The sequence below is a fragment of the Vibrio sp. 03_296 genome, from assembly GCF_002265885.1.
Genome location: NZ_NPKW01001308.1, coordinates 1 through 420, shown reverse-complemented (window position 1 = coordinate 420; position 420 = coordinate 1). Strand labels below are relative to the sequence as shown.

Annotated in this window: 1 pseudogene; it reads right to left on the bottom strand. The window is 50.7% G+C overall.

Annotated features, from left to right (window positions below):
• Positions 1 to 191: 191 nt before the first annotated feature.
• Positions 192 to 420: pseudogene (locus tag CIK04_RS35950) on the bottom strand (hypothetical protein); the annotation flags it as partial.

Below are 420 nucleotides of genomic sequence, written 5' to 3'. Positions count from 1 at the left end.
AGTAACAACCTCATTATACCCAAATTGCTTGGAGTTGCAGGTAGGCGGCAAGTGAGTGAATCCCCATGAGCATAGATGAACTATGTAATTGGGGTGAACGAACGTCGCCAACACCGCTGCAGCTTCAAGCAAGAAGGGTATAGGTTACTGAACGAAATCGAGTAGGAGGAGGCCTCACGGCCTCCATCCTCTCACACCACCGTACAAGCGTGGGTCGCATACGGCGGTTCCGAATATATCTTTAGTGACTCATACCCATCTCTCAATGAGTACAGTCCCCTCTCCTCGAACCATTTGATTGGCATTGCGTGATTCACCTGGGGCGAGAGGGCTAAGTGCCACCACCCTTTATCTGACATCGCCAGCTTCCACGCATTTCGCTCTGTTACACCTTGTCGTTGTAACCATGTCGCTATGCTG